This is a genomic window from Stappia sp. 28M-7 (assembly GCF_014252955.1).
Classification (GTDB): Bacteria; Pseudomonadota; Alphaproteobacteria; order Rhizobiales; family Stappiaceae; genus Stappia.
Map to the genome: position 1 here is coordinate 1,878,293 of NZ_JACMIA010000001.1, position 22,784 is coordinate 1,901,076.

Below are 22,784 nucleotides of genomic sequence, written 5' to 3' on the forward strand. Positions count from 1 at the left end.
GAAGCGAAATCATGGCGTAGCGGCAGCTTGCCCTGAATCGATGCCTCAAGGCGTTGAATCGGAATCGGAACCTTATCGGCTCCGATTATGTCGCTGAAATGATTCGCAGAATCGATTTTCGAGACGATTTTGCAAAAATTCGGGAAATTTTGCGTTCGGAGCGCCGAAACCGTCTCAATTTCTCGAAATCAGAACGCCTGGCTGAGGCCGACATAGACGGCGAAGCTGGGGTCGTCCTTTTCCGGGTTGAGCGGCACGGCGACGTCGAGCCGGAGCGGCCCGACCGGGGTGAAGTAGCGGATGCCGGCACCGGCGCCGACCTTCAGCCCCTCCGAGAAATCCGGATAGACGGAGCTGAAGCTGTTGCCCGCGTCGACGAAGCCGACGAGGCCGATCGTCTCGGTGACTTTCATCCGCACTTCTGCCGAGGCCTCCACATAGGAGCGCCCGCCGGTGACCTCGCCGGCGATCCGCGGGCCGACATTGCGATAGGCGTAGCCGCGGATCGAGCCGCCGCCGCCGGAGAAGAAGCGCCGGGCCGCCGGCACCGCGCGGATGGACGGGGCGATGATGCTGCCGGCGCCGAGGCGCCCGGCGAGCACGAAGCGGCGGGACTCGTCCAGCGCCTGGTAGGCGGAGACCTGCGCCTTGGTGAAGAGCATGAAGTTGCCGCCCTTGGCGTCATAGGCGGGTTCGGCGAAGGCGACCGCGTTGATGCCCTTCGTCGGGTTCAGCTTGTCGTCGCGGGTGTCGTAGGCGACCTCGCCGATGATGCCGGTCAGCAGGTAGGTGCGGTTGCCGAAGACGTCCTGCTCGTCGGCGAACTGGACCTCGGCGCCGACCCGCGCCGACAACTGGTCGCTGAACTCGCGCCGGACGAAGGCGTCGAGCGTGACGTTGCGGCTGCGATAGGCGTCCGGAATTTCCTGCTTGGCGCTGAGGCTGGTCGTGAAGGTGGTCAGCGGCCCGAAGGCGCCGGGCTTCTCGAAGGCGATGCGGCCGGCATATTCCAGGTCCGACAGGCTGTTGTCGCCGATGCGGCCGACCGAGCCCTCGATGCTGAGCAATTCGCCGCGGCCGAACAGGTTGCGCCGCCGCCAGTAGGCCTCGACGCCGAAGCCTTCCGAGCTCGACCAGTTGGCGCCGACGCCGATGACGTTGCGCTTGCGCTCGGAGACCTCGATGGTCATCGGCAGGCGCCCGTCGGGGCCGACCTGCTCGCCCGGCACGATACGCACGGAGGAGAAGATGCCGAGATCGGACAGCCGCTTGGTGGCGCGCTCGATCGCCTCGGGCGAATACTGCTCGCCCTCCGGCAGCATGGCCTGGGTGACGACGAAATCCGGATCGGTCGCCTCGGTGCCGCTGACGGTGACCTCGCCGAAGCGGGCCGCCCGGCCGGGGGCTGCGACGAGGCGCACGTCCAGCCGGTTGGTCGCGTGGTCGGCGACGATCTCGCGCCGTTCGATGCTGGCGAAGGGATATCCGGCCGCCTTCAGCTGGGCGACGATCTGCTGCTCGGCGCGCAGCACCTTCTCGGAATTGGCGGTCTCGCCGGGGACAAGTCCGTAGCTCTCCGGCGTGCCAACCAGGGCGTCCTGCGAGGTGCTCTCGACCGCAAGGTTGCCGAAGGAAAACAGCGCGCCCGGCGAGACGCGGATCGTCACCGGAACGGGGCGCGGGCCAGGCAGGGAGGGCATGCGCAGCGCCGCCTCCAGCGTCAGCCCGGCAAGGCGGATGTCGACGGTGCCGGCATAGTAGCCCTCGACATAGAGCCGGCCGACAAGGCGCTCGAAGTCGGAATTGGCGCGGGCGATGAGACCGGCCTCGCCCGAGGGCGGGCGGTCCGCATCGCTGACGAGTTCGGAGGTGCTCTCTAGCCTCTCCTTGAGCTCATCGTTGGAGCCGGCCAGCGACAGGGTGACGGTATAGGGGAAGGGATCGACGACGGCGGTTTCCGTCTCGCTCTCCGACTTGCCGAAAGGCAGCCAGCCAAGCAGGTCGAGCGCGGCGGCCGGAGAGGACGGAAGGCTGAAAAGGGACCCGGCCATCAGCGCAGCAAAAAGGGCGCGCCGGCGAGTGCCTCGCTGCGCCGTCCTCGCATTCCCCGTCAAAAACGCCGACGAGTCTGCCGCCCGGATCTCGTTGATACGCACGAGACATCCTGTTCCGGTTGAGCCCGAAAGGTCCTTCATCGACCCATCTTGTAAGCCTCAGGCTAGGCCCGAATGGTTGACCGGTTCTGAACCGATGGCCCCATCCGGACCAATTCGCTCACCATATGGCATGTTTCATGCGCTTTGACGAATCTCGCCCTGCGGCGGATTCGGCGAGGCAGGGCGCGCGGTTGCGGGTGCCGGCCGCGATTGCCGTCAGGGTAGAAACGCTGCCCGCTCCTGTCGCTCCCCTCGAAATCCGGCCCACAAATGCCTGAAAACGGGGACAATTTTGTCAGATTCATTTTCTGTTTGATTAACCAATGAGGTAAACAATGTTGCCGATGGACAACAGGTGCCGGGCTTGCGGCGGCGCGTGTCCATCCAGCTTGGACACCCGCCCGAGAGGGTGCTAACAGAAGCGGGCGTGACACGTCCGGAATGTCACTACCGAGGCCTTGATGCGTTTCTTGATCCCTGTTTTCCTTGCGTTTTCGCTCGCGGGCTGTGCTGGCCTGCCTGGGCAGGGACCGGCTGCGATCACCATCACGTCCGAGGAAATCGAGGGCGACGCGGTCAGCTCGGACTACGTGCTCCTGTCGCTCGACCGCCAGACGATCTCGGCCGTGCACGACTATCGCCCGGCGCTGTTCTCCCGCCACTTCGCCTCGGTGCCCGGTGCCGGCCGTTCGACGCGCCTTGGCATCGGCGACCGCCTAGTCGTGACGATCTGGGAAGCGGCACCGGAAGGCCTGTTCTCCACCACCGACGGCAAGAACGTCTCCGTTCCCGTGGTGGTCGACGAGGCCGGCTATATTTTCATTCCCTATGCCGGCCGCATCCAGGCGAACGGCCTGTCGGTCGAGGGGCTGCGCTCCTCGATCCAGGAGCGGCTGAAGGGCAAGGCCATCGAGCCGCAGGTTCTGGTCCTGGTGGAAGGCAACGAGAGCAGCGGCGTCGTCGTGGTCGGCGACGTGATGAAGCCCGGCCAGTACACCATGTCGGTGCGCGGCATGCGCCTGCTGGAAGCGGTGGCGCGGGCCGGCGGCTCGCGCGAGGCGACCTACGAGACGGTGGTGACGGTCAAGCGCGGCTCGCGCTCCGGCGAGGCGCGCCTCGTCGACCTGATCGAATATCCGGAAAACAACATCTGGCTGACGCCGGGCGACAACGTGCTGGTGACGCACAAGCCGCGCACCTTCTCCGCCTTCGGCGCGGTGCAGGCGACGCAGCTCGTGCCGTTCAAGACCGAATCGGTGACCCTGGCCGAGGGCCTTGCCCAGGTCGGCGGCCTGAAGGACTTCTTCGCCGATGCCGGCGGCATCTTCCTGTTCCGCTTCGAGGACCGGGAACTGGTGCGCCGGATTCGCGGTGACGAGGTGGCGCAGAAGTTCTCCAAGACCCGCGTGCCGGTCGTCTACAAGCTGAACATGCGTCAGGCCGAGGCCTTCTTCCTCGCCCGTTCGTTCGAGATGCGCGACAAGGACATCATCTACGTCGCCAACCATCCGACGGCGGAGTTCGGCAAGTTCCTGCAGATCATCGGCCCGCTGCTGTCGAGTGCGAGAACGGTCGACGCGCTGGCCACCAATTGATGGCGGGCCGCGCCCCGGAAAGGGGGCGCACGCCCGCGACGCCGCGAGCGGCAGGCTTCCGCCAACCGGCCGGCGTCGCAACGGACGCCTGACATGCCGCAAGAGACGCAAACGCGCACGGTGCTGTTCCTGCAGGGTCCGCCCTCGGACTTTCCGCGCGTCGTCGCCAACGAGCTGGAAGCGCTCGGTCATCGCACCCTGCGCATCAACCTGAGCCTGTCCGACTGGCTGCTGTGGCACGATGCCCGCTGCACGAGCTATCGCGGCAGCCTGACGGCGTGGCCGGATTTTCTCGAGGCCTATGTCCGCAAGCACGGCGTCACCGACATCGTCTTCTATCAGGACCGCTTCCCCTACCACTCGGCGGCCATCGAGGTCGCCGGGCGACTGGGCCTGCGTACGGTCGCCTACGAGAACGGCTATCTGCGCCCCGACTGGATCACCGCGGAACTCGACGGCATGTCCGCGCGCTCGCTGTTTCCCGACGACGTGAGCGCGATCCGCGAGGCGGCCTCGGTGTTGGCGCCCATCGACCTGACCGTGCGCTATCGCCATCCGTTCTGGCTGGAGGCGGTGCACGAGGTGACCTTCCACCTCGTCAATGCGTTCCTCTTCCTGTTCTGGCCGCGCTTCACCCAGGACAAGTTCTACCATCCGATCTTCGAGTTCACGGCGATGGTTCCGCGGCTGCTCTTCGCCAGCCGGCGCGACCGCAACGCCAATATCCTGATCGCCGACCTGATCGAGTCGCGCTGTCCGTATTTCGTCTTTCCGCTGCAGCTCCAGAGCGACTACCAGCTGCGCTACAATGCGCAGTATGGGCATCTGGCCGAGGCGCTGGACGAGGTGTTCGCTTCTTTCGCCGCCAATGCGCACCTGGCGGCGCAGCTGGTGATCAAGATCCATCCGATGGACCAGGGCATCGAGCCATGGGGGCGGATCGTGCGCCAGCTGGCGCGCAAGCACCGGGTCAAGCACCGGGTCCATCTGGTCGACGGCGGCCATCTAGTGACGCTGCTGGAGCATGCTTCCGGCGCGCTGATGGTCAACTCCACCACGGGCCTGCATGCGGTGCGGCTCGGCTGTCCGGTGAAGATCCTCGGCGTTGCCGTCTACGATCTGCCGGGGCTGACCTGCCAGCTGCCGCTCGACCGGTTCTGGCGTACGCCGCAGGCCCCCGATGCCGGCGTCTACGACGCGGTGCAGCGGCTGATGGGCCATGCGATCCAGATCCAGGGCAATTTCTACACGGCCGAGGGCAAGCAGGCGGCCGCGCGCGAACTCGCCCGCCGGCTGACGCAGAACGGCGTCAACGAGCCCGGCGCCTGCGTGCGTCCGGCACCGCGCGGGGAAAAGGCGCGGCGGCTCGGCATTCCCATGACCTTCACGCAGGAGATGCAGGTTCGCGGCCGCATCGGGCGGTGGTGGCGTGCCTGGCGCGGCTGAGACGCGCGCAGGCCGCGCCCGGCATTTCCTGTTCCTGCAAGGGCCGCTGTCGCCGCTCTACCGCAGTATCGGCGCAAGACTGGCCAAGGCCGGCCACCGGGTGACCCGGGTGAATTTCTGCAGCGGCGACTGGTTGCACTGGCACGGGCGCGAGTGCCGATTCTGGCGCGGCAAGCTCGCCGACTGGCCGGCCGAGGCGGCGCGGCTGATGGAGGAGGGCGGCGTCACTGATCTCGTGCTGCATGGCGACACGCGGCCCTATCACCGCCCGGCGGTGCTGGCGGCGGAGCAGCGCGGGGTCGCCGTCCATGTCACCGAACTGGGGCTGGTGCGGCCGGGTTACATGACGCTGGCGCGCGGCGGGCTCGGCGTGCTGAGCCGGCTGCCGGACGACCCGGCGATCATCCGCCGCGCAGGGGCGCGTCTGACTGATCCGGACCTGTCGCCCCGCTATCCCGGCTCCTTCGCGCTGGAGGCCTGGCAGGACGTGTCCTATCACCTGCCGAATGTCGCGGGCTTTGCCTTCCATCCCTCCTATCGCCGCCACACGCCGAGCCATCCGCTCGTCGATTACCTGTCCTGGATACGCCGGCTCGCCGGTGAGCGGCGGCGCAAGGCCGTGGCTTCGCGCATCGAGGCGGAGCTCCTGGGGGGACAAGAGCCGCTGTTCCTGCTGCCGCTGCAGGTGGAGGGGGATTACCAGATCCTGGCGCATTCCCATTTCGGCACCATGCGCGCAGCGCTCGGCCACGTGATTGCGGCGTTTCGCGAAGGTGCGTCGAAAGAGGCCCGGCTGGTGGTGAAGGCGCATCCGCTGGACAATGGCGAGGTGGACTGGCGGGCAGAGATCGCGCGTCATGCCGGCGAGGACGGAGGGCGGATCGTCTTCCTCGACGGCGGGTCGCTGGCCGCGCTGTTCCCGCGTCTTTCCGGGTTGGTGACGGTGAACTCGACCGCCGGGCTCGACGCGCTGAGGGCCGGGGTGCCGGTCGCAGTGCTGACGCCGGCGCTCTACGACATGGAGGGGCTGACCCATCGCGGTCCGCTCGAAAGCTTCTGGCGGGCGCCGCAGCCGCCCGATCCGGCGCTGCTTGCCGATTTCCTGAAAGTCGTGGTGGCAAGCTCGCAGCTGCGCGGCTCGATCCACAATCGCGAGGGGCTGCATGTCGCCGTGGCGACGATGACGGCGCGGCTGCTGGACGACACGGCACCGGATCCGGACTGGCAGGCGGAGCTGCCGCCGCGCCTTGCCCGCGCCCGCGCGATGGGTGTGCCGCTGTGAGCGTGTGGCCGACCTGCCGGCGCTGGCTCGTCGCGGGCAAGGAGCTTGCGCCGTGTGCCCGCGCGCTTGCCGCGATCCTGGGGAAGCCGGCAGTTGTTGCGACCCGCGCGCCGCAGACGGGCGAAGGGCTGGTGTGCCCTGCCGGAAGCGCCGAGGTGGCGGAGCGGGCGCGGCAGGCGGCAGGGACCGGCGTTCCGTTGCTGCTGGCCGGCCTGATCCGCCTCGATGCCCCGCCGGCCCCGCTCGCCAGAGATACGCTGGTGGCAGTTCTCCTGCCGGTCGATCCGGCAGTGGTTCTGCGCGAAGGCGAGGCAGCGGCGAGCGCCGCTGCGGTCGCGGCGCTGAAAGCTGTGGCGCTTGAGGATGCGGCGGGCTGGGGTTCTGCGCTGTGTCGGAGTTTCGGGCTCGATGAGGACCTGGCCGAAGAGTGGGCCGGGATTCTGCTGGCGCAAGCGCACATCTATCCTTCGCCCTATGAGGCGGGACAGGCGCTGCCGGCGGCGCTGGCGCTGCAAGGAGTGGCGGCGGCCGCGCGGCGGGTGGAGGTTTCGCAAAAGCCGCTGTTCTGCTTCGGCGCCAAGTCCTGGAACCACGCGACGATCCGTGCGGCGCTGGCGGGACCGGGCCGGGATTTCGCCTTCTGTGCGAGCGCGGACGAGGCGATTGCCCGCGCGGCGCGCGAGGGCGGACGGGCGCTCGGCTGGGCGGCGGGCGTGAGTGCCGAGGCCGAGGCGGCGGCGGCTCGCGCGGGCGTCGACCTGTGGCGGATCGAGGACGGCTTCCTGCGCTCGGTCGGGCTCGGTGCGGGACTGGCGCGCGGCGCCTCGGTCGGCTTCGACAATGAGGGCATCTATTTCGATGCGCTGCGGCCGAGCCGCATGGAGCGGCTGCTGGGGGAGCGGGAACTGACCCCGGTGGAGCGGGCCCGCGCCGACGGGCTCATCGCCCGCATCCGCAAGGCGCGGGTCACCAAGTACAATGTCGGCGGCAAGGGCACGCTGCCGAGCGTGCCGAGAGATCGCACGGTGATCCTGGTGCCGGGGCAGGTGGCGGACGATGCCGGCGTGCGCCGCTCGCTGTCGGCGACCATCGACTGCGCGGCTTGCCAGAACGTCAATCTGGAGCTGCTGCGGCAGGTGCGCGCCCGCAACCCGCAAGCCCATATCCTGTTCAAGCCGCATCCGGATGTGGCCGCGCGCTTGCGCGCCGGGCGGCTGGAGCCGCACGAGACCGAAGGGCTGGCCGATCAGGTGGTGGAGGGCTGCGATATCCTCGACCTCGTCGATCTGGCCGACCGGGTCGAGACCTTCTCCTCGCTGAGCGGCTTCGAGGCGCTGCTGCGCGGCAAGCCTGTGACGGTCTACGGCATGCCGTTCTATGCGGGATGGGGGCTGACGGACGACCTGACCGAGTGCGCAAGGCGCGGGCGGCGGCTGGATCTGGCAACGCTCGCCCATGTCGCCTTCATCGACTATCCGCTGACGGTCGATCCGGTGAGCCTCGTCCCTTGCGGGCCGGAATTCCTGATCGCGCGGCTGGAGAGCCAGAGGGCGAGCACCCGCCACCGGATCGTGACGCGGATCCGGCAGGAGCTGTCCTGGCTGGGGCGCAAGCTGGGGCTCTAGCTTGCCGTCTTAACTGGTCTGTCTAACTTGTCTGGCGGACGCTTTTGACCAGCGACGAGAAGCCGACATTCTCTTCCCGCATTGTCTTCAGCTCCTGGGCGGTGGCATCGACCGCGCGGTCGATCTGCTCGGCGCTGTGCTCGCTGGTGATGAAGAAGCGGATGCGGGCGGATTTTTCCGCGACCGCCGGGAAGACGATGGGCAGCGCGTTGATTCCGCGTGCCAGCAAGCGGTTGGAAAGCGTTGCCGCGCCGATGGAATCGCCGACGATGACCGGAATGACGCTGAGGCCGGCGCTGGGGCCGGTGTCGAGGCCGGCGGCCCTTGCGCGCTCCAGGAAGCGCCGGCCGTTGGCCGCAAGCCGCTGCACGCGCTCGGGCTCGCGCTCCAGGAGGTCGGCGGAGGCGATGGCCGCCCCGGCAAGCGCCGGCGACAGGCCGACGGAGAAGACGAAGCCGGGCGCGGTGGCGCGCAGGTAGTCGCACAGGGCCTTGGAGCCGGCGATGTAGCCGCCGCAGGCCGAGAAGGTCTTGGAGAGCGTGCCCATCCACATTTCGACGCTGCGCGGATCGACGGAATACTGCTCCGCGAGCCCGCGCCCGGTGGCGCCCAGCACGCCGACGGAATGGGCCTCGTCGACCAGCAGCCAGCAGTCGAAATTCTGTTTCAGGCGGATCAGGCGGGCAAGGTCGGGATAGTCCCCGTCCATGCTGTAGATGCCCTCGACGACGATCAGCACATGGTCGAACTTGTGCCGGTTCTGCGACAGGATCTGCTCCAGCGCGTCGAGATCGCCATGGGGGAAGTTCATCCGAGCCGCGCCCGACAGGCGCGCGCCCTCGGTGACCGAATTGTGCACCAGGGAATCGGTGAGGATAAGGTCGTCGCCCTGCATCAGGTGGCCGATGACGGTGACGTTGGTGGCGTGGCCGCTGACCATCACCACCGCATCCTCGACGCCGTGCAGGCGGGCGAGGCGCTCCTCCAGCTCGCGGTGGATTGGCCGCTCGCCGGCCACCACGCGGCTGGCCGAGGCGCTGGTGCCGTAGGTGGCGATGGCGCGGGTGGCGGCCTCGTTCACCTCCGGATGGCCGTTCAGGCCGAGATAGTTGTAGGAGGCGAAATTGTCGTAGGTCTTGCCGTCGATCACCGTGGTGGCGCCGGCAACGCCCGCATGCGGGCGGAAGAACGGGTTGTCGAGGCCGATGAGATCGGCCGCGGCCCGGTGCATGCGCAACTGGCGCAGCTGCGGCAGTTCGGAGAAGTCGAAGGCGGCGGGACCGGGAGGCGGCGGGGCCTGCACGGCCGGGCGCGCGGGCTGGCGCTGACGCGCCGCCTTGTGGCCGGCGCGAAGGTTCGCCATCAGCTCGCGCCGCTCGTCCGACTTGCTGCCGTGCTGGTCCAAGTTGTCGTCTCCTCGAGAGCTGGGCGTTGCGCCCGCATCGCCCACTATAGCAGCGAGCGGACGTTGCGGGTGCGTTCCTCGACCTCGGCCGCCACATCGGCCAGCGCCTCCGCGTCGCCGTCGAACACGTCGTCGCCGAGATGCTGCATGGCGTTGGTGCGGGCTTCGCTGGACAGATCCGAGCCAACGCCGGCGACGCCCGACAGGGCCTGGTCGGCGATGCGGGTGGCCATGTCGCTGAGCGTTGCGCCGTTGGCCAGCGACATCAGCGGGATGTCGATGCCGAACTGGCGTTCCGCCGCCATGCGCAGCTCCAGCGCCATCAGCGAATCCATGCCGACTTCCGTGAGCGGACGCGCCGGGTCGATATCGTCCTCGCCGATGCGCAGGATGCGGCCGATTTCCACGGCCAGCAACTTGCAGATCTTGGCGATGGCGCTGGCGCGGTCGAGACCCTTGACCAGTGCGGCAAGATCGATGGTGCCGCCTTCGCCGGCCCCGTCATTGCCGGCCGCGATCCCCAGCCGCTCGGCGAAGGGCGTGGCGAGGAGGGCGAGATCGCGCCGCGCCGCCGCCCAGTCGATGCGGGCATAGCCGGGCGCGGCCGCGGCCGCGTCGTCCTGCGGCAGGGCCATGAGCGTTGCCAGCCCGTCCAGCGCCTCGCGCGCGGTGAGCGCGTGGCGTCCGAGCTTGCGCGCCAGCAGGTCGCCGACATCGGCGTTGCGGGCAAGGTAACCGGCATCGGAAATCGCGCCCCAGGCAACCGCAAGGCCGGGCAGGCCTTCGGCGCGCCGGCGGGCAGCAAGGCCCTCCAGATAGCCGTTGGCGGCCACATAGTTGGCCTGTCCCGGATTGCCGACGAGCGTGGTGGCAGAGGAGAACAGCACGAACTGGCGTAAGGAATCGCCCCGCGTCAGCCGGTCGAGAAGCTGCGCGCCGCGCACCTTCGGCGCCAGCACGGCGTCGAGCTGCTCGCGGGTGAGGTTGGAAAGCAGGGTGTCGTGCAGGACCATCGCCGTGTGGAAGGCGGCCTGGATCGCGCCGGCATCCTTGCGGATCGCCGCAAGCGCGGCCGTGACAGCGCTTTCGCTGGTGGCATCGCACGCATGACCGACGACCGTGACGCCGCGGCGGCCCATCTCCTCGATCAGGGCAGCGGCCTCCGGCGTGGTGGCGCCGCGCCGCGACAGGACGTCGATGCGTGTCGCGCCCATGTCGGCGAGCCGGCCGATCAGCGCCGCGCCGAAGCCGCCGAAGCCGCCGACGACCACGAGGCTTCCCGCCTCGCTCTCGAAGCGGAAGGGCGCGGGCGCAGCCTGCGGGGCTGCGGGCTGCTGCGGCGGGCGGATGACGATCTTGCCGATATGGCCGGCCTGCTGCATCAGGCGGAAGGCGGCGACCGCCTCGTCGGCCTCGAAGGCGCGATAGGGCAGGGGCGACAACGCGCCGCCGGCGAAGAGCTGCATCAGCTCGTCGAGCAGGCGCTCGGCCAGGGCCGGCTGATGGATCAGCAACTGGTCGGCATCGATGCCGAAATAGCTGAGATTGCGGCGGAATGGCCGCAGGCCCAGATGGGTGTTCTCGTAATAGTCGCGCTTGCCGAGCTCGAGGAAGCGGCCGAAGGGGGCCAGAACCTCGATGCTGCGCTCCATCGCCTCGCCGGACAGCGAGTTGAGCACCACCTCGATGCCCTTGCCGCCGGTCAGCCGCATCACGTCGTCGGCGAAGGTCAGCGAGCGGGAATCGAGCACGTGGTCGACGCCGAGCTGGCGCAGAAGGCTGCGCTTTTCCGGGCTGCCGGCGGTGGCGATGATCGTCGCGCCGATATGGCGGGCGACCTGGATCGCGGCAAGGCCGACGCCGCCGGCACCGCCATGGATCAGCACGGTCTCGTGCGCTTCCAGCCGGGCAAGCCGGTGCAGCGCGTAATAGCTGGTGAGGAAGGCGACGGGGATGGTCGCCGCCGCTTCCGGAGCGAGCCCCTGCGGCGTGCGGGCGCAGCCCTTTTCCGAGACGGTGACGCGGCTGGCGAAACAGGCCGGCGCAAAGGCGATGACCTTGTCGCCGGGGCGCAGGCGGCGCGCTTGCGGGCCGGTGGCAACGACCGTACCGGCGCATTCCATGCCGAGCGTCGGGCCGGCGAAGCCGTCCTCCAGCGCCTCTTCCGGCAACAGGCCGAGCGCCCACATCACATCGCGGAAGTTGAGGCCGCTCGCCTCCACCGCAATTTCGACCTCGTCGCCGACAAGGGCACGGGCGGGAAGGCGCGACCACGACAGGCGGTCGAGCGAGCCCTGCTGGGCGATGTCGAGGCGCAGGATGCCGGTACCCTCGTCCGCCGCGCCGGTGCCGGGCTGCGGCAGCTCCGGACCGCGCTCCAGGCGCAGGCCGAGACGGGTGTCGCCGTCGATGACCAGCTCGCGCTCGTCGGTGCGGTCCAGCCCGACGATCTCGGCGGCAAGGCGCAGGGCGGCAGCGCTCGCGTCGAGATCCTTGCGGATATCGACGAGCCGCAGGCCGGCGGAGGGGAACTCGTTCATGGCGACGCGGCCGAAGGCCCACACGCCCGCCTGCAGCGGATCGGGGGACGTGCCGCAGGCCGGGGCGCGCGCGCCTTCCGGCGCGACGACAATGATCGGGCCGGCCGCGCTGCCGCGTCCCTTGAGCATCTGCGCCAGCTGCCAGGTGCGGGCGGAGAGAGCGGCGCTGGCATCCTCACCGGAACCGGTGCGGGCATAGGCGCCGGCGAGATGGACGATGCCGTCGCGCGCGGCGGCGGCAAGCGGCGTGGCCTCGTCCCAGATGGCGGGATCGTCGAGATCGGCGGCCATCATTTCGTCATTGGCCGCCGGGGCGCCGCCGGCCACCAGCACCGCGTCGATGCGGTGCGGCTTCAGGCATTGGCGCAGCGCCGAGGCGACGGCGCGCGAGGGACCGTCCACGTCGCAGACGATGGCCATGCGCCGCAGCTCCGCCTCGCTCTCCGCAGCGCCGTTGCTGTTGGCAGCGGAGTGGTCGGAGGGGAGGGTGGGCGCACGGGCGATCAGAATGCTGGCATCGACCTCGCCGCCGGCAAGCGGCAGGGCCTCGGCCAGGCCGAAGCCGAAGGCGGCAAGGCGGGCGGCCCATCCCTCGCCGCCGAGCAGCGGGGTGGCAGGACGCGGCGAGCCGGGAACGGGCGTCCACCAGTCGGCGCCGGTGCCCAGGATCAGCTCGGCATCGCTGGACGGCGCGCGCTCAAGAGCCAGCAGCTGACCGCCGGGCGACAGCATCGCGGCAAGGTCCTTGAGCACCGCATCGCCTGCGCCGCTCAGCGTGTCGCAGCAGACGGCGAAATCGTAGGGGCCGCCCTCGGCAAGGGCGCCGTCCTCCAGCGAGAGGAAGCGCGTCTGGGCGCTGCCCTGCCAGTTGCGGCGCAGTCGCTCGGCAGCCCCCGGCGAGGGATCGCCGACGGTGAGCGTGGCGTTGTAGGGCGACAGCAGCGTGTCGAGATGGCGGGCGACGGGGAACGAGCGCTCGCCGAGAACCAGAACGGAGAGCGGCTTGTCCTGCGGCCAGTCGGCAACGGCCCGTCCAGCGATGTCGAGACAGGCGCGGCGCAGGGCCTGTGCGGCCGGATCGGCATTGCGCCAGCCGGCCAGCAGGGCCGAGGCGAAGACATCGCCGGCGCTGGCGGGCAGGCCCTGCCGCAGAAGGTCCGGCAGGTCGTCGGCAAGGCGTGCGAGCAGGGTCGCCTGCGAGCCATGGGCGCCGGCCTCGAAGACCAGCGTCTGCACCAGCGAGGCGGGGTCGAGCCCGTCGGCGGGATCGGCGATCCGCCACTTGCCGTCTTCCTCCTCGGCCAGATCGTGATGGGCGAGAAGCTCGAGGAAATGGGCGGCGAAGGGCGCGGCGCTTTCGTGTAGGGCACCGTCGCGAACCTTGGCGGAAAGGACAAGGGGGGCGCCGCCGAGCACGTCATGGAGCGCCCGGTGGGCGATCGTGCGGGCAAGCGCGTCGGCCAGCAGGGCGGCGTCCGAGGGATCGTAGTCCTCGCTCGCCACAAGGCCGAGGTCGCCGGCAATCGCGGCAAGCGGCAGGACATGCGCCGCGCCCGCATCGGCCGGCGTCAGCAGGCGCGAGACGACGCGGTAGGTGAGGCCATGGTCGCGCTCAGTCATGTGGAACTGAACCGCCTTGAAGCGGGCACCCGTCAGGCGCGCGACGAGGCCGCCCTCGGCGTCGAGATAGTCGAAGCTGGCGACCAGAGAGCGGGCGCTGCCCTTCTCGACCTGGATGCGCACGGCAACGGGAACGGAAGCGGGGGCATGCAACTCGATGCCGGAAAAGCGGATCGGCAGGAAGCCGCCCTCGGCCGGCTCGGCCCGCTGCCCCAGCAGGGCGAAAAGGCCATGGAAGCCGGCATCGGCGACCGCCGGGTGCAGGGCGAAGGTGCCCGGCTCGGGCGCGGCGGCCGGGGCGAGCAGGCCGAGGCGCGCCTCGCGCTCGCCCGACAGGACGGCGGTATCGGCAAGGCGGAAGGCCGGGCCGTAGTCGAGGCCATGCGCCAGCGTCAGCCGGTAGATCTCGTCATGGGAGACCTTGGTGCCGGCTGTGTCCGCTTGCGGCGCGGGCGCGTCCGCTGCACCGGCCAGCGTGCGGAAGCCGGCCTTGGCGTAAAGCGACCAGTCGGCGCCGGAAAGGCGCGGGCGGGCATGGATCTCGATCACCCGGTCGTCCGGCGACAGGCGCACCATGGTCTCGAAGGTCTTGCCCTCGTCGAGCACGAGCGGGCGCAGGATTTCCAGGTCGCGCACCTCGATGCGCGCCTCGCCGGTCCACTGCAGGGCGGCGCGCAGGGCCATCTCGATGAAGCCGGCAGCCGGGAAGACGGCGGTCTGCTCCACCTTGTGATCGGCGAGGAACGGCAGCAGGTCGAGGTCGATGACGTTGAACCACTCCGCCGTTTCCGGGCGCAGGCGCTTGCCGGCCAGCGGCCAGCCGCGCTCGCCATGGGCGGTGATGCGCTCGTCCGTCTCCGGCGCCAGGAAGGGGGTGAGCTGCCAGGGATAGTCCGGCAGGACCGGAAGGTTGCGCCCCTGCGGTCCGACATACAGGTCGAGATCGGGCGCAGCGCCATGGGCGACGATGCGCGCGGCGATGGTGTCGATATCGGCGAGAGGCGCGCCTTCGCTGCGAGGCGCCTCGAGGCTGGCGAGCACCGGCGTCTGATTGCCGATGCTGCGCAGCGCATCGCGCACATAGGTGGTGAGAACCGCTTTGGGGCCGATTTCGACGACGAGGTCGACCGGCTGCTCGGCAAGGCGCGCGACCGCATCGGTGAAACGCACCGGGCGGCGGACATTCTCCCACCAGTAGGAGGCATCCGGCGTGATCTCGTCCTGCTCCGGCGTGACGGAGGAGAGGAACGGGATCGCCGGGGCGTTGCAGGTCAGCGTGCCGAGCGCCTCGCGCAGTGGCGTCTCGATGGGATCGACCAGTGCGCTGTGGAACGGATAGGCGATGTTGAGCTTGCGCAGGGCCCACCGCTTCTTGCGGGCAAGGCGGGCGAAGGCGTCGATGCTCTCCGACGGGCCGGAGATGGTGACGCTGCGCGGGGAGTTGATGGCCGAGAGCTCGATGCCCGGCAGGCCGGCTTCCGCGATGGCCGCACGCGCGTCCTCCGCCGGCAGCAGGAGCGCCGCCATGCTGCCGAGATGGCGCACCACCTCCTGCTGCGTCGAGCGGGCATGGATGATGCGCGTGGCGGTGGCCAGATCCAGCATCCCCGAGCACCAGGCAGCGGCGACCTCGCCGACGCTGTGGCCGAGCACGGCGGAAGGTTCGATGCCGCGCGACTTCAGCGCGGTGACGAGGGCCACCTGGACGGCAAACAGCAGCGGCTGGGCGATCTCGGTCCGCTCGATCTCCGTCTCCAGGTCCTTGGAGAACAGCATGGTGACGAGCGACCAGCCCGAAACGGCCATGAAATGCCGGTCGACGGTCTCCAGCGCCTCGCGGAAGGCCTTGTCGCCGGAATAGGCGTCCTGGCCCATGCCGGCCCATTGCGAGCCGTTGCCGGAGAAGGCGAAGGCAACGCCGCGGGTGCGCGGGGCGGTCTTGCCCTCGATGGCGCCGGCCGCATCCTCGCCGCCGGCAAAGGCGGTCAGGGCGGACAGCTTTGCGGTGCTGTCGCCGAGCACGACGAGGCGATGGTCGTGCAGGTCGCGGCGGCGGGCGGCGGCGTCGATCACCGCGCCGGCCTTGTCGCCGTGATCCTCGACAAGCGCGGCATAGCGGCCGGCCAGCTCGCGCAGTGCGGCCTGCGAGCGCGCCGAGATCACCAGCGGCGCGGTGTCCGGCACGCGGCTGTCCTCGGCACCCTGCGGCGCGACGTCGCCGATGACGGTGTGGGCATTGGTGCCGCCGAAGCCGAAGGAGTTGATGCCGGCAAGGCGCGGACGCGCGCCCCGCGCCAGCTCGACCTGCTCGGCGGCAACAGAAAGGTTGAGGCCGGCGAAGTCGATGTTCGGGTTCGGCTCGTCGAAATGCAGGGACTTCGGCAGCCGGTCGTGGCGTAGCGCCAGCACCGACTTGAGGATGCCGACGAGGCCGGAGACCGGCTCCAGGTGGCCGACATTGGTCTTGACCGAGCCGATGGGCAGCGGGGCGCCGCGCTTGCGGCCGATGGCGGTGCCGAGCGCGTTCGCCTCGGCCGGGTCGCCGACCTGGGTGCCGGTGCCGTGAGCCTCGACGAAGGCGAGATCGTCCGGCGAAATGCCCAGCTCGTCGCTGTAGATGCTCTCCAGCAGGGTCTTCTGCGCCGGCGAGGAGGGCAGCGACAGGCCGGCGGTGCGTCCGTCCGCATTGATGCCGGTGGCAAGGATGCGGGCACGCGGTTCGCGTGCGGTCGTGTCGCGCTGCAGGATCATCGCCACCGCGCCCTCGGAACGGACATAGCCGTCGCCCGAGGCGTCGAAGGCGCGACACAGGCCCTGCGGCGACAGCATCGAGGCGCGGGCGAAGCCGATGAAGGGGAAGGGGCTGAGCAGCAGGTTGACGCCGGCGACGATGGCCGTGTCGATCTGCCCGCTCTCGATGGCGCTCACCGCCTGGTGCAGCGCCACCAGCGAGGACGAACAGGCGGTGTCGAGCGTGAAGCTCGGCCCGCGCAGGTCGAAGATGTAGGAGATGCGGTTGGAGATGATCGACAGGGTGTTGCCGGTCATCGTCTGCATGTCGACGGACGGCAGGTCGAACAGCAGCCGCTGGTGATAGTCGAGGCCCGAGGCGCCGACATAGACGCCGGTCTGGGTGCCGGCGAGATCGGACGGGCGCAGGCCGGCATTCTCGATGGCCTCCCACACGACCTGCAGCAGCAGCCGCTGCTGCGGATCGATCTGCACCGCTTCGCGCGGGGAAATGCCGAAGAAGCCGGCGTCGAAGCCCCAGACGTTGTCGATCTGTCCGGCGGCGAAGGTGAAGCTGCGGCCCGAGGTGCCGGGGCGGGGATGGTGGAAGCCGCGCGTGTCGAAGCGGTCGGGGCGTATCTCGCTGACGGAGCACAGCCCGTCGTCGAGCAATGTCCAGAAGGCCTCCACTGTCCCGGCACCGGGAAGGCGTGCCGAATAGCCGGTGATGACAGTGTTATTCGCGCGCAAGGACATCCAGAACTCTTCCGTAGCGGCTCTTGCGAGCCAATGCTGCCAAGCGGCGGCGACCCGCGAGGATGCCACCGGATGTTGTCGTCGGGTTGCATGTCCCCTGCACCCGCCGTGCCGGGCCCTGCCGGCCCGAAACCGGATCCGCCCCCGGATCCGTTTCATGGATCCGACCCGCCGGATCCAGTCCATCGCCCAGCCTTCGACCAGGGACGGTTCCTGCCGCCGTCCCCCCGCCGGGCATCTTGCCCCCCAGCCTCGAAGCAGGTTCGCGAAGCGGTATCGGGGGGAACTTCAATATATCAAGACGAGGCGGTCTTCAAAGCGTCGATAATAAGGCAATATTGCATCGCAGCATGGATTTCTCCAGATATTTGTGCCCTTACGGAATCTTTGAGCCCGCTATCTGAAATGTCTCATCTTTCAAGATGATGACACTCAGCTCTCGCTGCGTTGCAAAAGCTTGCGCTCCCAGGCGAGGGCATGTCCTGCGATCATGTCGATGTCGTCATGGGCAGGTGTCCAGCCGAGCCTTGCGAGAATCTGCCGGTTGTCGGCGATGACGCTGGCGATGTCGCCGGGCCGGCGCGGGCCGGTGCGCACGGCAAAGTCCTTGCCGGACGCGCGCTTCACCGCGGAAATCGTCTCCAGGACGGTGTATCCGCGCCCATAGCCGCAATTGAGGGTGAAGCCGGCATCGCCCGCCCGCAGCTTCTGCAAGGCAAGGTAATGCGCCTCCACAAGGTCGGCGATGTGGATGAAGTCGCGCTCGGCGGTGCCGTCACGCGTGGGGTAGTCGATGCCGTGGATTGTCAGCCCGTCGCGCAGGCCGAGCGCGGCCTCGCAGGCGACCTTGAGCAGATGCCCCGCGCCCCGCGTCGAATGGCCGGTGCGTCCCTGCGGATCGGCGCCGGCGACGTTGAAATAGCGCAGCACGCCGCAGCGCAGCCCGTGGGCGCCGGCGATGTCGGACAGCATCCGCTCGCTCATCAGCTTGGACATGCCATAGGGCGAGGCGGGCTGCGTCGGTGCCTTTTCGTTCACCGGGCGGCCGCCGACCTCGCCATAGACGGCGGCGGTGGAGGAGAAGATGAAATTGGAGATGCCGGCCGCGCGGCATCCCTCGACCAGCGCCAGCGTCGCGCAGGTGTTGTTGCGATAGTATCTCTCGGGATGTTCGACGGATTCGGGCACGGAGACCGATCCGGCGAAATGCAGCACCGCGTCGACCGGCTCGCCGGCGAGATCCAGCGCATGGGCAAGGGCTTGGCCATCGGCGACATCGCCGCGGTGGAAAAGGGCAGCCGGGGGCACGGACCATTCGTGCCCGCCCTGAAGGCTGTCGAGAATGACGACGCGCTCGCCCGCGTCCAGCAGGCGCCAAGCCATGTGGCTGCCAATGTAACCGGCGCCGCCGGTCACAAGAACTGCCATGTTCCCCTCCTGCCGATGATCGCCGCCAATTGATCGCGGCGGCGCGCACAACGCCCGTCCGCGCGTGCCCGCCTCAGCCGTGTTAGCGGGTTGACAAACCGGTGGCAAGCGAACAGGAACGCAGCGGACCGGCATGCCTTGACGCTGGGACCGTGCGCGCAGCGCACGAGACCCGAAGGGACGCCAGGACCCGGGACGCCTGTCGGGGTTCCGCCTGCAGATCGTGACGTGAACAGCACCGGTACGGCCCCGCGGCGCCGCCTCCCGCCCGACCGCAAGGCCCCTCTCTTTCCAGGAAAGTCCAGGAGCACGCATGCGTATCGCAATGATTGGCACCGGCTATGTCGGCCTGGTTTCGGGTGTCTGCTTTTCCGAGTTCGGCTTCGACGTCACCTGCGTCGACATCGACGCAAGCAAGATCGAGCGGCTCAATGCGGGCGAGGTGCCCATCTACGAGCCCGGCCTCGACGGGCTGATCGAGCGGAATCTCTCCGCCGGGCGCCTGTCCTTCACCACGGATTTCGACACGGCCGTGGCCAGGGCCGATGTGGTCTTCGTCGCGGTCGGCACGCCCTCGCGCCGCGGCGACGGCGAGGCGGATCTCACCTACGTCTATGCTGCCGCGCGCCAGATCGCCAAGGCGATGCGGCCGGGCACGGTGGTCGTCATCAAATCGACCGTGGTGGTCGGCACCTGCCGGAAGGTGGCCGAGATCATCCGCGAGGAGCGGCCGGGCGTCGACTTCTCCGTCGCCTCCAACCCGGAATTCCTGCGCGAAGGCTCGGCCATCGAGGACTTCATGCGTCCCGACCGCGTGGTGGTCGGCGCCGAGGACGAGCGCGCGGAAACCGCGCTGCGCCGCCTCTACCGTCCGCTCTATCTGCGGGAGACGCCGATCCTCGTCACCTCGCTGGAAAATGCCGAGCTGACCAAATACGCGGCCAACGCCTTCCTGGCGGTGAAGATCACCTTCATCAACGAGATCGCCAACCTGTGCGAAAAGGTCGGCGGCGACGTGCAGAAGGTGGCGAGCGGCATCGGCCTCGACAACCGCATCGGCTCCAAGTTCCTGCATGCCGGTCCCGGCTTCGGCGGCTCGTGCTTCCCCAAGGACACGACCGCGCTGGCCGCCACCGGCCTGAAGCACGGCGCGCCGCAGCGGCTGGTGGAAACCACGATCGCCGTCAACGAGGAGCGCAAGCGGCAGATGGCCGAACGGGTGCTGGCGGCGCTCAGGCCCGACACTGCCGGCAAGCGTGTCGGCATTCTCGGCATCGCCTTCAAGCCCAATACCGACGACGTGCGCGACGCCCCCTCGCTGGTGATCGTACCGGCGCTGCAGGCGGCCGGCGTCACCGTGGTCGCCCACGATCCCGAGGCGCGCGGCCAGGCCGAGCCGCTGCTGCCGGGCCTGGAGTGGCGGGCCAACCCCTATGACGTCGCCGACGAGGTGGACGTCCTTGCGGTGATCACCGAGTGGAACACCTATCGCGGCCTCGACCTTGCCGAGATCGCCCGGCGCATGCGCGGGCGTGCGGTGGTCGACATGCGCAACATCTGGCAGGGCTCCGATGTGATCGCCGCCGGCCTCGATTATCAGGGCATCGGCAAGACGCCGCTTTCGGTCGGCTGACGCGCCCGACAGATCACCTCACGCGCAACACATGACCGGAGACAGGCCATGCGGATGACGGACGACATGCAGGCGCTCAGGGCGCTCTGCCTCGAGGCGGGCGCGGTGCTGCTCGACTATTTCCACGGCGGCGTCGCGGTGGAGAGCAAGGCCGACGACAGCCCGGTGACCGAAGCCGACCGCCGGGCCGAGGCGATCATCCTTGCCGGACTTGCCAAGGCGTTTCCGGGCGTGCCGGTGGTCGCGGAGGAAGAAGTCTCCGCCGGCCGGCTGCCCGAGGCCGTCGGCGAGCGGTTCTTCCTCGTCGATCCGCTGGACGGCACGCGCGAGTTCATCTCCGGCCGCGGCGACTTCACGGTGAACATCGCACTGGTGGAAAAGGGCGTGCCCGTCATGGGCGCGGTCTACGCGCCGCATCGCGGTGCGCTCTATCTCGGGCGCCTCGGCGAGGGCGCGGTGGAGGAAACGGTCGCGGTGGACAGCGCCGGCGCCGGCGGCGAGGTCGTGCCGCTGCGCGTGCGGGCCGAGCCGAAGGTGCCGCCGGTTGCGGTCGCCAGCCGCTCGCACCGGGACGCGGAGACCGACGCGCTGCTCTCCGCAATGGGCGTGACGGATACGGTCAGCGTCGGCTCGTCGCTGAAGTTCTGCCTGGTGGCGCGCGGGGAGGCGGATCTTTATCCGCGCTTCGGGCGGACGATGGAGTGGGATACGGCCGCAGGCCACGGCGTGCTGCTGGCCGCCGGCGGCAGTGTCTGCCGCCTCGACGGCGAGCCTTTCCTCTATGGCAAGCGCAACCAGCCGCATGACTCGGATTTCGCAAATCCGGGTTTCCTGGCGGCGGGAACGGCCGACCTGGTGCGCGCGGCCGCCGCGAAAGTGGCCGAGGCGTCCGCTGCCGGCTGATGCCAAAGGAACGCTGAGTGCGGGAGGGCTCGAGTGTCCTCGCTGCCGCTCTGGAAACGAATGGGCCCCGGATCTCGCGATGCTCGTCCGGGGTGACGGCAGAGGGGATGAAGGGCCAAGCCTCTCCCTCGGAGGTCATCCCGGCCGCAGGCGAAGCCGGAGAGCCGGGACCCATTGGTACCCTCGGCAGGTGTTTGTCGCTCCAACCTCTCCCCAGCGTCTTCCCGGACGAGGCCGAAGGCCGACGATCCGGGATCGGGGAGGCAGGGTGATTCCCTCTTTTTCTGAGCGCACCTCACACGCCCTCGGCTCTCCGGTCCCGGGTCGCGCTTCGCTTGCCCGGGATGACGAACCGAGAGGGCGGTGCGCGCGAGCGAGCGCTGTCCGGGAGGAGGAGGAGAGATTGGCGCGCTCCCGCCACCGCTCTGGGAACGAATGGGCCCCGGATCTCGCGATGCTCGTCCGGGGTGACGGCAGAGGGTGGGGTGACGGCTGAGGGGATGCGAGGCCTTCGCCAGTCTCCACGCCTGTCATCGCGGCCCAAAGGGTCGTCGAAGCGTCCGCAAAAGCTGCGAAATGACAGAGATTTTTTAAGGAGTGCCGCTTGTCGGCAATCCTGTTTCTCGCGCTTGTGCGCGCGGCTCCTTAAGTCGTGGACGATAGCTGCCGGGAGCAGTTGACGGAACGGGGACGCAGGGGCGCTCCCGCCGTCTTCGTGCCTCTCCCGGCCTCGTGCACGAGGAGACGTCCGTGTCCAACCGGGGAAGCCATCTGCGCCGTCTGGAGGCGCAATCCATCGAGATCATCCGAGAGGTCGTCGCCGAGATGTCGCGACCGGTGATGCTCTATTCGATCGGCAAGGATTCGAGCGTCATGCTCCATCTGGCGCGCAAGGCGTTCTACCCTGCGCCGCCGCCGTTTCCGCTGCTCCACATCGACACGACCTGGAAGTTCCGCGAGATGATCGCGTTCCGCGACCGGATGGCGGCGGAAGCGGGCATGGAACTGCTGACCCACAGCAACCAGCAGGGACTGGCCGACGGCATCAACCCGTTCGACCATGGCTCGTCCTACTACACCCAGGTGATGAAGACCGACGCGCTGAAGCAGGCGCTGTCGCATTACGGCTTCGACGCGGCCTTCGGCGGTGCGCGGCGCGACGAGGAGAAGTCGCGCTCCAAGGAACGGGTGTTCTCCTTCCGCACCTCCTCGCACGGCTGGGATCCCAAGAACCAGCGCCCGGAGTTGTGGTCGATCTTCAACACGCGGGTGCGCCCGGGGGAATCGCTGCGCGTCTTCCCCCTGTCCAACTGGACCGAGCTCGACATCTGGCAGTACATCCGCTCCGAGAACATCCCCATCGTGCCGCTCTACTACGCGGCCGAGCGCCCGGTCGTGGAGCGCGACGGCATGCTGGTGATGGTGGACGACGAGCGCCTGCCGCTGCGCCCCGGCGAGGTGCCGCAGATGCGCCAGGTGCGGTTCCGCACCCTCGGCTGCTACCCGCTGACGGCGGCGATCGAGTCGCCCGCCACCACCCTCGACGAAATCGTCACCGAGATGCTGATCGCCCGCACGTCGGAGCGCTCCGGCCGGCTGATCGACCACGACGAGGCGGCGTCGATGGAAAAGAAGAAGCGCGAAGGCTATTTCTGAGGATTGAAC

General features: G+C 69.0%; 11 protein-coding genes. 7 read left to right on the plus strand and 4 right to left on the minus strand.

Features of this window, described 5'->3' with window-relative positions; translation table 11 throughout:
- Window positions 1-188 precede the first annotated feature (188 nt).
- Window positions 189-2,051 (minus strand): autotransporter assembly complex protein TamA, encoded by a 1,863-nt coding sequence (locus tag H7H34_RS08340; RefSeq protein ID WP_185924894.1) that lies wholly within the window; start codon window positions 2,049-2,051, stop codon window positions 189-191.
- A gap of 566 nt (window positions 2,052-2,617) precedes the next feature.
- On the opposite strand from H7H34_RS08340, the gene H7H34_RS08345 reads away from it, so the two are divergent.
- The 4 genes from H7H34_RS08345 (at window position 2,618) to H7H34_RS08360 (ending at window position 8,104) form a co-directional block, all read left to right on the plus strand.
- Complete coding sequence (locus tag H7H34_RS08345; RefSeq protein ID WP_120270859.1) at window positions 2,618-3,751, plus strand: polysaccharide biosynthesis/export family protein; 1,134 nt, start codon at window positions 2,618-2,620, stop codon at window positions 3,749-3,751.
- Between the two features lie 93 nt (window positions 3,752-3,844).
- A complete protein-coding gene (locus H7H34_RS08350; protein WP_185924895.1) occupies window positions 3,845-5,197 on the plus strand; it encodes a capsule biosynthesis protein in 1,353 nt (450 codons plus the stop codon).
- Window positions 5,181-6,479: a capsule biosynthesis protein gene (locus tag H7H34_RS08355; RefSeq protein WP_185924896.1), complete on the plus strand. Its 1,299-nt coding sequence runs from the start codon at window positions 5,181-5,183 to the stop codon at window positions 6,477-6,479. Before H7H34_RS08350 ends, H7H34_RS08355 begins: the two co-directional genes overlap by 17 nt.
- Window positions 6,476-8,104 (plus strand): capsular polysaccharide export protein, LipB/KpsS family, encoded by a 1,629-nt coding sequence (locus H7H34_RS08360; RefSeq protein ID WP_185924897.1) that lies wholly within the window; start codon window positions 6,476-6,478, stop codon window positions 8,102-8,104. Before H7H34_RS08355 ends, H7H34_RS08360 begins: the two co-directional genes overlap by 4 nt.
- 22 nt (window positions 8,105-8,126) lie before the next feature.
- Here H7H34_RS08360 and H7H34_RS08365 read toward each other — a convergent pair whose 3' ends face one another.
- From H7H34_RS08365 to galE, 3 genes are all read right to left on the minus strand, one after another.
- On the minus strand, window positions 8,127-9,509 hold the full coding sequence (locus H7H34_RS08365) for an aminotransferase class I/II-fold pyridoxal phosphate-dependent enzyme (RefSeq protein WP_245165011.1): 1,383 nt from the start codon (window positions 9,507-9,509) through the stop codon (window positions 8,127-8,129).
- 44 nt (window positions 9,510-9,553) lie between these two features.
- A complete protein-coding gene (locus H7H34_RS08370) occupies window positions 9,554-17,155 on the minus strand; it encodes a type I polyketide synthase (RefSeq protein WP_185924898.1) in 7,602 nt (2,533 codons plus the stop codon).
- A 432-nt stretch (window positions 17,156-17,587) separates the two neighbouring features.
- Window positions 17,588-18,583, minus strand: a complete 996-nt coding sequence (gene galE / locus H7H34_RS08375; protein WP_185924899.1) for a UDP-glucose 4-epimerase GalE — start codon at window positions 18,581-18,583, stop codon at window positions 17,588-17,590.
- 313 nt (window positions 18,584-18,896) lie between these two features.
- Here galE and H7H34_RS08380 point away from each other — a divergent pair, with 313 nt between their 5' ends.
- The 3 genes from H7H34_RS08380 (at window position 18,897) to cysD (ending at window position 22,775) form a co-directional block, all read left to right on the plus strand.
- Window positions 18,897-20,216 (plus strand): UDP-glucose dehydrogenase family protein, encoded by a 1,320-nt coding sequence (locus tag H7H34_RS08380; protein WP_185924900.1) that lies wholly within the window; start codon window positions 18,897-18,899, stop codon window positions 20,214-20,216.
- Between the two features lie 54 nt (window positions 20,217-20,270).
- Window positions 20,271-21,119 (plus strand): 3'(2'),5'-bisphosphate nucleotidase CysQ, encoded by an 849-nt coding sequence (cysQ, locus tag H7H34_RS08385; protein ID WP_185926479.1) that lies wholly within the window; start codon window positions 20,271-20,273, stop codon window positions 21,117-21,119.
- Between the two features lie 750 nt (window positions 21,120-21,869).
- Window positions 21,870-22,775 carry a sulfate adenylyltransferase subunit CysD gene (gene cysD, locus H7H34_RS08390; protein WP_185924901.1) on the plus strand — a complete coding sequence of 302 codons (906 nt, stop codon included), beginning with the start codon at window positions 21,870-21,872 and terminating at the stop codon, window positions 22,773-22,775.
- Window positions 22,776-22,784 lie beyond the last annotated feature (9 nt).

Bases quoted from the DNA above. Each gene is read 5' to 3' on its own strand.
- H7H34_RS08350 (WP_185924895.1), top strand. From the start codon at position 3,845: ATGCCGCAAGAGACGCAAACGCGCACGGTGCTGTTCCTGCAGGGTCCG.
- H7H34_RS08345 (WP_120270859.1), top strand. From the start codon at position 2,618: ATGCGTTTCTTGATCCCTGTTTTCCTTGCGTTTTCGCTCGCGGGCTGT.
- H7H34_RS08340 (WP_185924894.1), bottom strand. From the start codon at position 2,051: ATGGCCGGGTCCCTTTTCAGCCTTCCGTCCTCTCCGGCCGCCGCGCTC.
- H7H34_RS08370 (WP_185924898.1), bottom strand. From the start codon at position 17,155: ATGTCCTTGCGCGCGAATAACACTGTCATCACCGGCTATTCGGCACGC.
- H7H34_RS08380 (WP_185924900.1), top strand. From the start codon at position 18,897: ATGCGTATCGCAATGATTGGCACCGGCTATGTCGGCCTGGTTTCGGGT.
- cysQ (WP_185926479.1), top strand. From the start codon at position 20,271: ATGACGGACGACATGCAGGCGCTCAGGGCGCTCTGCCTCGAGGCGGGC.
- galE (WP_185924899.1), bottom strand. From the start codon at position 18,583: ATGGCAGTTCTTGTGACCGGCGGCGCCGGTTACATTGGCAGCCACATG.